Here is a 9,225-nt window from a genome sequence, read left to right on the forward strand (position 1 = left end):
GTTCCTCGACCTGGGGGGCCTTGGCCCGCCTGCCGCGCCGTCCGGTACCGGGCTGCGCCTGCTGCGGGATCTGGCCTGCGGCCGCCTGCTCGCCCGAACCGTCGGACCGCTCCTCCACCGGCGTCAGCGCACGCCGGGCCCGTCGCCCGGTCGGCGTTGTGGGCACCGCCTCGATCTCGGCACGCGGCGCGGGCACCGACTCCTGCGGGGACGCGGGCTGCGGCACGAAGGACTGTGGCGGCGCCGGATGCGGGGCCAGCGACTGCGGTACCGGTGGCTGAGGGGGGAGGGACTGCGGGACGGGGGCCTGCGGCGCATGCGACTGGGGTACCGCCGGACGCGGTTGCTGCACCGACGGGCCGCCGACCGGGCCCAGTTCAGGACGCCCGGAGTGCGCGCGCCTGGACACCGCGGCCTGCTGCGCGGGCACCGGTGCCGCCGCCGGGACGACCTCCGCGGGGGCCGCCTCCGCGGCTCTGCGGCGGCGTGCCACGTTCTCGTCGACCGTGCCGACCGGAACCTCCAGCACGAACGCGCTGCCACCGCCCGAACCGGGCACCTCGTGGGTCTGGAGCACCCCGCCGTGCATCTCGACGATGCCCCGTACCAGCGGCGCGTGCACCCCGCTGCCGCCTCGGTGCGGGCCGCGGACCTCGATGCGCACCACCGCGCCGTCGCGTCCGCCCTGGCCGCCTCGCTTTGCGGCTGCCACCACAATGGTCGAGTCCCCGCCGCCCGCTGGAGCGTTGCCGGTGGCGTCCACTCCGGCCACGTCCGCGATCAGGTGGGCGATCGCCAGCGCCAGCCGGTCCGGGTCGACCTCGGCGTCGATCGGCGGCGCGTGCACCGCGAACTGCGCGCGGCCGGGTCCGATCAGCTCGACGGCGCCCTCCACACCGGTCGCGATCACCGCGTCCACCGCCACCTGCCTGCGGTCCAGCTTCTCCAGACCGGTGTCCAGGCGCTGGTAGTTGACGATGTTGTCGACGAGGGTGGTCATCCGGGCGTGCCCGGCGGCCAGGCGGTGCAGGGTCTGGTTCGCCTCCGGCCACAGCTGGCCGGCCGGGTCGGCCGCCAGCCCCGCCAGTTCGCGGCGCAGCTGCTCCAACGGCCCCCGCAACGCGTCCTCCACCACGGCGAGCAACTGCGCCTGCCGGGCCTCCAGCGCGTCCTGCGACCGCCGGTCGGTGAAGGTGAGCACCGCGCCGACCAGCTGGTCACCGTCACGGACCGGAGCCGTGGTCATGTCGACCGGTATCGGATGGCCGTCCCTGGCCCACAGGACCTGGCCGCGGACCCGGTGCTTGCGCCCCGACCGCAGGGTGTCGGCGAGCGGCGTCTCCTCGTACGGCAGCGGCGAGCCGTCCGCCCGGGAGTGGTGCACCAGCGGGTGCAGCTTCTTGCCGCCGAGGTCACTCGCCCGGTACCCGAGGATCGTCGCCGCTGCCGGATTCACCAGGACCACCCGGCCGTCGGTGTCGGTGCCGACGACCCCTTCGGCCGCGGCCCGCAGGATCATCTCCGTCTGGCGCTGCTGCCGGGCCAGCTCGGCCTCGGTGTCCATCGCACCCGTCAGGTCCCGAACAACGAGCATCAGCAGCTCGTTGCCGGTGTAGCTGTTGCCGTGGTCTGCGTAGGCCGCCTCGAACGACGACTCGTAAGGGGTGCGGCCGTCCTCCAGGTTGGCGCTCGTCACCTCGACGGGCAGCTCGGTGCCGTCGGTACGCCGGGCGATCATGCGGGTCGGCGGCTGCCGGGCCTCCACCCGGTCCTCGTGACGGCGCATCGAACCGGGAATGCGCTTGGAGTCGAAAGCGGGCAGCAGATCCAGCAGACCTCGCCCGATCAGTGCGGTGCCCGGGGTCTCAAAAACCTCGAGGGCGATGCTGTTCGCATTCACCACGGTGCCGTTGGCGTTGACCAGCAGGAGAGCGTCGGGCAGCGCGTCGAGTATCGCGGCAAGGCGAGCAGCGCCTCGTGATGGCCGGCTGCTCACGACGACGTTCCTCCCTGCTGGCCACGTGGTGCCCGGTCAGTGTGCCTTCCCGACCGGGGTGTGTCACCAGAAGGAGTCTACGGGCACGGGATGCCCGTGCGGCGGTGGATGCGGACCGAGGCGAGGGCAGGGCGGCCGCCGCACCGGCTCGGGCTGCACATTCACCGGAGGGATATCCCCAACCGGCAGCGAACGGTCCCCTGTCTCCTCGCCCTTCCGCCCCACCCCGCTCCCTGCACGTGGGGCGCGGGGCGGGGCGGAAGGGGGGCGCGTGGTGGCGGGGGCGTGTGAAGTGGCGACGACGGGGTTGGTCGTGGCCTGGTCGGCCGGCCGGTGGGTCCGCCCGGCCGGTCGCTCGGCTGCCGGTCGCTCGGTCCGTTGGCCGGCCGGCGTGAGGCGGTGCCCCGGTCGACCCTCGCGGGAGTGGGCGCTGTTCCCGGACAGGTCAGACCACGGGAAGGGCGGGCGTCATGCTGTCCCACCGGGCCACCTCGCACCCGTTGGTCCGGTCGAAGTCGGCCATCACGGGGCGACCCGACCAGGTGCCGGTCACCCGGGCGGTCTGCGGCCCGCCGTACACCTGAGTGCACATGGCGTCCGCGGAGACCGGCTCCCACGGGTTCCGGGTGCCTCGGACGGCATTGTCCAGTGCGTCGCAGGCCGCCTGGGCGTCGGGGTGGGTGCCGCCGGCCGGGTGGCACGCCAACGTGTAGGTGCGCTCGGCGGCGTCCGCGTGCTCGCGGTAGGTGATGGTCAGCTTGTCCTCGCCGGCAGGAGGCGGGCAGGCGATCGCGGACGAGCCGAGGGCGGACACGGCGGCGGTCACGGCGAGAGTGGTGACGAGGCGACGCAGCATGGCGGTTCTCCTATGGGGGTGGCGGAGCGGTGGCCTGCCGGCCTCGTGGCAGTGGGACGCGACCGGCCACTCCTACTAACGCGCCACCGCCCGGAGCGTTGCGCAACTCGGCGCGATCGAGTGGCCGCCCCCCGATCCGGTATGCGCTTTGCTCACGGGCATGGCTGCCGGGTACTGTGGACCGCGGTTGGTGACAGCGCCTGGCGCTGTGCCATCATCTGCGCACGCTCCGCTCAGCGGATGTGCGAGGAGGCTTCGCCTAGTCTGGTCTATGGCGCCGCACTGCTAATGCGGTTTGGGGTAACCCCCCATCCCGGGTTCAAATCCCGGAGCCTCCGCTCGATCTTCACGATCATCGAAGCCCCGGTCTGCGGACCGGGGCTTTCGCATGTCGGTTCCCGCCCGCCCGCTCCCCGGGGCCCCGCTCTCCGTCTGCCCGCTCCCCGCTGGTCCGAAGACACCGTCCGTGGGGCCGCCGCATCGGCGTTTCCGCAGCTCAGCATGGGTCCCGGTAACGGATTTCACCTCTGGGCACGGGTCATGTAATGTTGTTCCCGCAACGCCGACCGGCCACTGTGACAGCCGGAAAGCACAAGCGCTCGTAGCTTAACGGATAGAGCATCTGACTACGGATCAGAAGGTTGCAGGTTCGAATCCTGCCGAGCGCGCAGCAGCCACCAATGTGTAAGTGTGGCAAGCCCCCTCCGGGTGATCCGGGAGGGGGCTTTTTCATGGCCGCAAGCACTGAGGTACGGCAACAGGCTTCGCCCGGTCGGCACCCCTCAGCTGCCGTCGCCCGCACTGATCAACAGGCGCCGTCCCCTCCCGCGTCCGTCCGCCTGCCTGGTTCACGCCGCTCGCCCGGACCTCGCGCTTGCCCCCGCTCGCCTCGGCGGGGGCCTCCACCGTCATCGGGATGTGCGAGGCCGAGTCGCTGGGCCGCCTTCGGGTGAACCCTGAGCACGACCGAGCCCCCTGTGGTGACGACGCCGCGTTGATCGTCACCGAGCTGGGTGTTAACGCCGTCGCCCACGTCACAGGCCCCGACTTCCGCGGCACCACCCACCGCGCCACCACCCACCGCGCCGATCACGGCGTCGAGAAGCTGAAGAACAACAACCACCGAAACCGTGCACGTCCCTCAACGTCTGCCGGTGGGAAACCTGTCGACTGCGCGGCAGGCCGAAGGCCCCTGCGGCGTGCCGGTGGAGGCACCCGGTGGTCGCAGTTGGCTGATGCAGTCGCCAGAATGTCGCGGGATTTTCGGCACGGCGGCTCGCTCGGTTACCGACTGGGTGTTGTTCATGGGGCAGTGTGGTCGGCGAATGGGCCGCTCCGGGATTCGCGGTGGTGACGGAACGACGGAAGTCCCCGGGGATTACCCGGGGACTTCCTTGGTCGACCGAAAGCGGTGGCCGACGTTACCGATATCGTGCGACGGCCTGGGGCCGGCTCATGTGATCCGTGACGGCCGGACCGCGGAGTGCCGGCGGTCGCGCCGTCTGCCCGCTACCGGTTGAGGGCGGCGGGGGACGGCGGTTGCCGCGCGGGCTCAGCGGCGGCGGAGGCGGCGGGTGATGCCGCTCACCACCGAACCCAGTCCTGCTGACCCCGTACCCGAGCCATGAGGGCGACGGCCCGTGCGCGTGGGCGGGCCGGACCGGTGGCTGTGGCCACCCGACAGAAGGCCCCCTCCGGAGCGCAGCTGGCGGGTGAATCGTGAAATCGCGGAAGCCATGATTCTCCCTTCGGCCGGAACTTCGTTTCCGGCGATGGCTCATTCGGTCCTGACTGCCGTCTTCCCTGCCAACTGGCATGCACGCATATGGATTTCGGATGGCTTCACGACCGCTTCGAGCCGACCGGCCCCGGAACGGATCGGGCGGGCGTCGATATCTGCCCGGTGGCGGGGGCCGGTTCGGTGATCTCCTTGATGCCGCGCGGGCTGATGCCGGCGCTCTCCGCTGCCTTGTGCAGCGAGCGCAGTGCCAGCAGCAGTACACCGATGTCGTCCAGCAGTATCGGGTCGGGCATCAGGTCAATCGGGGAGATCGCGTAGAGAACGGCGCCCCAGAAGGCGAGCTTGTTGTTCACCGGGACACCGGCGCTGCTCAGCAGGGTCCGCGTCTTCACCACCTTCACCAGCAGCACGGCCGTCACCACTGCCGTCGTGATCACCAGCACGGTTGCCACCGCCAGGATCGCCTGCAGTTCACCACTCATCCCGTGCTCCTCGTGTCGTACGGCTTCGTGCCCTACAGCCGTGTTCCCGTCGTAGGGCTGCCGCAGTCCGACGGCACGCCTCCGGGCTCGGCGCCGAAGACGCTTCTTCGAGGGGGATTGCCGTTTCGGTGGTCTCCGAACCACTGATCATTCTTCGTTCACTCGTTCGAGTGTCTATCGCCCTCGGCTCGTGACCTGCGGAGATGCCTCGCTGTATACCTGCCTCAGGGACGAAACCGGGTGGGGCAGGCAGGGGGGCGGTCGTTGTGTGGCGGGAGGTCGGGAGAGGCGGTTCCGAGAGGCGCGGAGGCGGGAGGAGGAGAGGCGGCAGGCAAAGAGGAAGGAGGCAAGGAGCGAACGGGATCGGCGCAGAGCAGGCAGCGGCAGGGGGGAAAGCCCAGGGAGAGCGGGAGCTTGTCCGGTTCGGTGGGGCGCACGGTCCGCAGACCGGCGATGGGGAATCGGGTTCCGTCCGGCCGCATGCGGTAGACCTTGATCGTCATCATGGGCTCTCTCCCCCTGCGGCGCGGCGCGCGGTGTTACGACGGTGCGATGTGGTGGTGGAGCGCCGGCGGGCGCCGGCTCGGGCGGTCGAACGCGTGTTGATCGGACGCGGGCCGCAGGCCGCGGTCCGTCGGTGCGACGGTCCGGGGCGGTACGGAGTGCGGGGGAGGGGTGAAGAGGTGACGTGTGAAGTGGTGTGGCTCGGTGCATGCCGCGAGGGCGGGCCGGGAGCCCCCCAGTGGTCCCGGCCCGCCCTGTCCCTGCGGCGTCGGTCAGATGCGCTGCCAGAGTGCGGGGACGGCAGCGGGGGTCCAGCCGGCCTGGGCCTGGTGGCCCTGGAGGCAGCGGTAGGTGGCGCCGCCGTAGGTGACGGTGTCGCCCACCTTGTACACCGTTCCGGCCGACCACGTGCCACCGGGCTCGTCCGGCGGGTCACCCGGGTCGCCGGGGTCCGTGGTGGTCTTCAGCGTCAGGCCGTAGACCTGAAGGATCTCGTTGATGGGCTGGTGGTATGTCGTGCCCCCGGTCCGGCAGTTGCCGGAACCACCGGAGGTGACACCCTGCGCCTGGCTGCCCGAGATGTACGAGCCGCCGGAGTCACCCGGCTCGGCGCACACAGAGGTCCGGGTCACACCGGTGATGGTGCCCTCGGGGTAGGTGACGCTGGTGTTGTGCTGCTGGATGGTGCCGCAGTGCCAGCCCGTGGTGGAGCCGGAGCGGCAGATGGACGCACCCACCGCCTGCTGGGTGGAGCCCGCCACCTGCACGTTCTGGCCACCGGAGCCCTTGACGTACGGGGTCGCCGTCCAGTTCGAGTTCGTGGCCACCCAGGCGTAGTCGTTGCCGGGGAACGACGAGCCCTGGAAGCTGCCCTGCGCGACCTGGTTGAAGCCGGAGGTCGTGGTCCCGACCCGGCCGCAGTGGCCGGCGGTGGCGAACCCCTGCTGGGTTCCCCGGGTCACGGGGAAGCCGACGGAGCAGCGACCGCTGCCGCCCATGTAGTAGGCGTCACCGCCGCGCAGGTCGTAGAGCGCTCGGGGCTGCTCGGCGGACTTCACCACCCGCACCAAATCCCGGTCGACGCCCCCGGCGGCGACGAACGCCTTGGCGGCAGAGGGCTTCGAGGCGCGTATGACGACGCTGTTGGTCTTGACGTCCACATACCAGACGGGTGCGGCCACCGAGCCGTTCCGGGCGGCGGCCCTGTCGAGCTTGGCCTTGGCGGCGTCCAGCTCGGCAAGGCTGTTCCGCACCACCTCGGCCCGGGCGCCCTCGGCGGTGATCCGGGGTACGTCGGCTGTGTCGGTGGTGGCGACGGTGAGCGTCGAGGAGTCCGCTCCCCGGACCCAGGCGCCGGCGAAGTCCTCGGCCAGGGTGTTCTGGAGGGCGCCGGCAACGGCACCGGCCTCTGCTTCGTTGACCAGTCGGGCTTCGGCTTGCGCCTTGTTGAGGTTCAGGTCGCGCTGCATCGCCGACAGCAACTCGGGCGGAGCCTTCGCCGTCGTCGCCTGGAAAGCGGACCCCGGAGCGGCAGCCGGCTGTGCGCTGGCTGTGCCTGGCAGCCCGGTCAGGGTGAGGGCGCCGACCGCGATGACGGCAGCGCACGCACCTTTGACGTGTCTGTGGAGCATGGGGTGTCTCCTCGGATTCGGTGGGAGGTGCCGAAACCGTAGCCGTGGCCTCCTTGACGTCAGCAGCTCTCAACTGCCCCCCTTCCCCAGCGTTATGGGGCCTGGGCGTCCAGGCGCCGTCGTCGGCACCTCGGTGCCGGGGCGCGAGGGAGACGGCCAGCACCGGACCCGCACCGCACGTGGTCTGCCGGTGAGCGGTCACCGCCCATGGGGCTGCTTCTCCACGTCGGTGGATCGCTTCGGTAGCCGTGGGCATGGGGGCGTGACGCTCGGGCGGTGCGCCCGGTCGTCCGTGCGTGTGGCCGCATGGGAGTGCGTTCAGACGGCGGTGGGGTAGGCCGTTGGTTCGGGGTCGGTCCGCTGGTCGAGCCAGGCGCGGTAGGTGGCGTTGCGTGCGGCGGCGTCATTGTGCGCGGCCCTGGTGTGTGCGACGACAGCAGGCGCGGCGTCTGCGGCCGGCTCGTCGGGGTGCCACCCGACGAGGTGCCGCCAGGTCAGCGGAGAGTCGGCCAGCGGTCTGGTCACCAGCCCCGGGGTGGGCGGGAACGTCGCTCGGCACAGCCCGACGGCTCTCCCGACCTGCACGAGGTGCACGCAGGAGGAGGTGTCGGTCTCGTAGACGCAGGCGGGAGTGAAACCGGCCCGGGCACAGGCGGCGGCGAAGCAGTCCGCGAAGCAGCCGTCCCCGGGCACGTTGGCCCATGACTCGTCGGCCAGCGTGTGCAGTTCCACCTCGTCACGGTCTGCCAGGGGATGGTCGGCGGCCAGCATGACGAAGACCGGGTCGACGGCCACCTGGCGCCACACCAGCCGCTCGGGCTCCGGTGGCGTGCTCTGCCCGCAGGTGCCGATGAGCGCGAAGTCGAGCCGTCCTTCGGCGACGGCGGCAGCGATCTCCCGCTCCGACCAGGACGTGTGGGTGGTGACGGGTACGCCGGGGTGCGCGGTGGCCAGCCGGTCCACCAGTCCCCCGAGCAGTGGGCCGTGGGTGCCACCGAGCCTGAAGCGCGGCATGCCGTCCCAGGCGTGGGCCAGGCGTACCGCCTCCTCCTGGAGTTCGCGGATCGCGGGCAGCACGACCCGGGCACGGTCGAGGACCAGTTCACCGAGCGACGTGGGCCGCACACCGAGGCGTCCGCGTTCGAACAGCCGGCCCCCGAGCGTGCGCTCGATCCGCTTCAGTTGGGCGCTGAGCGCGGGCTGGGCGAGGCCCAGCGCGGAGGCGGCCTTGGTCAGGCTGCCCGCGTCGGCGATCGCCCGGATCGTCTTGAGATGCCGCAACTCCAGGTCCATACCAGAAGCTTGCGGTCCCGGCCCGTCCGCGGCAATACACCGCACAGCCCCCGACGATTCTCATGCCGGTAGCCGGTAGCCGGTAGCCGGTAGCCGGTAGCCGGTAGCCGGTAGCCGGTAGCCGTTCCTGTCCCGTCGCGGCGCCGGGCCGTCCCCTGTGCGACCCGGCGCCGACGAGGGGCTCAGTGATCCAGCTTGTTCAGGGCGGTGGCGACGGTCTCCTTGAACGCCGCGACGGGCGCGGTCTCGAAGGTGCCCATCTCGCCCCACGCGACGACGGTCACCCGGTTGCCGTCCCTGCCCACGCCGTACAGGTTGATGTCGCGGGACGAGTTCGGCACCGACGTCGCCATGCCGTGGACGTGGCCGCCGTCGGCCGCCTCGACCTTGCCGAGGTAGCGCTGCTCGGCGGTGCTGCCGGGGTACCTCTCCTCGAAGCCGTCCAGGCAGTGGGTCAAGGCGGCGCGTACGGCGCTGACCGTGCGGCGGGCGTCCAGTTCGTGCTTGGTCCGCACGACCACCTGGAGGGCGGTGGTCTCCAGTTCGGTACGGAAGGTGCGGTGGACCGAGCGGGAGTCCGGCAGCAGTCCGTCCAGGCAGAAGCGTTCCCCGGCGCCCTTCTCGACGGGACCGGCGGTCCACGGGGTCGAGCTCGGCGGCATCTCGTGCGCTTCCAGCAGAACCGGCGCGGCGGCCTGGGCGGCCGCCGGGGCGGCCATCAC

6 protein-coding genes and 2 tRNA genes are annotated in these 9,225 nt (G+C 71.5%); 2 read left to right on the forward strand and 6 right to left on the reverse strand.

The window, feature by feature from the left end; translation table 11 throughout:
* Both ACYVE9_RS08765 and ACYVE9_RS08770 read right to left on the reverse strand, forming a co-directional pair.
* A partial coding sequence (locus ACYVE9_RS08765; protein ID WP_461027179.1) for a PAS domain-containing protein occupies positions 1 to 1,996 on the reverse strand: 1,996 nt, incomplete at its 3' end.
* Positions 1,997 to 2,441: 445 nt separating this feature from the next.
* Positions 2,442 to 2,852 (reverse strand): SSI family serine proteinase inhibitor, encoded by a 411-nt coding sequence (locus ACYVE9_RS08770; RefSeq protein WP_461027180.1) that lies wholly within the window; start codon positions 2,850 to 2,852, stop codon positions 2,442 to 2,444.
* A gap of 248 nt (positions 2,853 to 3,100) precedes the next feature.
* Here ACYVE9_RS08770 and ACYVE9_RS08775 point away from each other — a divergent pair.
* Positions 3,101 to 3,190, forward strand: a tRNA-Ser gene (locus ACYVE9_RS08775).
* A gap of 257 nt (positions 3,191 to 3,447) precedes the next feature.
* Positions 3,448 to 3,520: transfer RNA gene (locus tag ACYVE9_RS08780), tRNA-Arg, on the forward strand.
* A 1,174-nt stretch (positions 3,521 to 4,694) separates the two neighbouring features.
* Here ACYVE9_RS08780 and ACYVE9_RS08785 read toward each other — a convergent pair.
* The 4 genes from ACYVE9_RS08785 to ACYVE9_RS08800 all read right to left on the reverse strand — a co-directional run.
* On the reverse strand, positions 4,695 to 5,075 hold the full coding sequence (locus ACYVE9_RS08785) for a YkvA family protein (RefSeq protein ID WP_461027181.1): 381 nt from the start codon (positions 5,073 to 5,075) through the stop codon (positions 4,695 to 4,697).
* 776 nt (positions 5,076 to 5,851) lie between these two features.
* Complete coding sequence (locus ACYVE9_RS08790; protein WP_461027182.1) at positions 5,852 to 7,210, reverse strand: alpha-lytic protease prodomain-containing protein; 1,359 nt, start codon at positions 7,208 to 7,210, stop codon at positions 5,852 to 5,854.
* A 318-nt stretch (positions 7,211 to 7,528) separates the two neighbouring features.
* Complete coding sequence (locus tag ACYVE9_RS08795) at positions 7,529 to 8,503, reverse strand: LysR family transcriptional regulator (RefSeq protein ID WP_461027183.1); 975 nt, start codon at positions 8,501 to 8,503, stop codon at positions 7,529 to 7,531.
* 182 nt (positions 8,504 to 8,685) lie between these two features.
* On the reverse strand, positions 8,686 to 9,225 hold a 540-nt coding region (locus ACYVE9_RS08800), incomplete at its 5' end, for a hypothetical protein (protein ID WP_461027184.1).

The sequence above is a fragment of the Streptomyces sparsus genome, assembly GCF_054776295.1.

Bases quoted from the DNA above. Each gene is read 5' to 3' on its own strand.
- ACYVE9_RS08770 (WP_461027180.1), bottom strand. From the start codon at position 2,852: ATGCTGCGTCGCCTCGTCACCACTCTCGCCGTGACCGCCGCCGTGTCC.
- ACYVE9_RS08785 (WP_461027181.1), bottom strand. From the start codon at position 5,075: ATGAGTGGTGAACTGCAGGCGATCCTGGCGGTGGCAACCGTGCTGGTG.
- ACYVE9_RS08790 (WP_461027182.1), bottom strand. From the start codon at position 7,210: ATGCTCCACAGACACGTCAAAGGTGCGTGCGCTGCCGTCATCGCGGTC.
- ACYVE9_RS08795 (WP_461027183.1), bottom strand. From the start codon at position 8,503: ATGGACCTGGAGTTGCGGCATCTCAAGACGATCCGGGCGATCGCCGAC.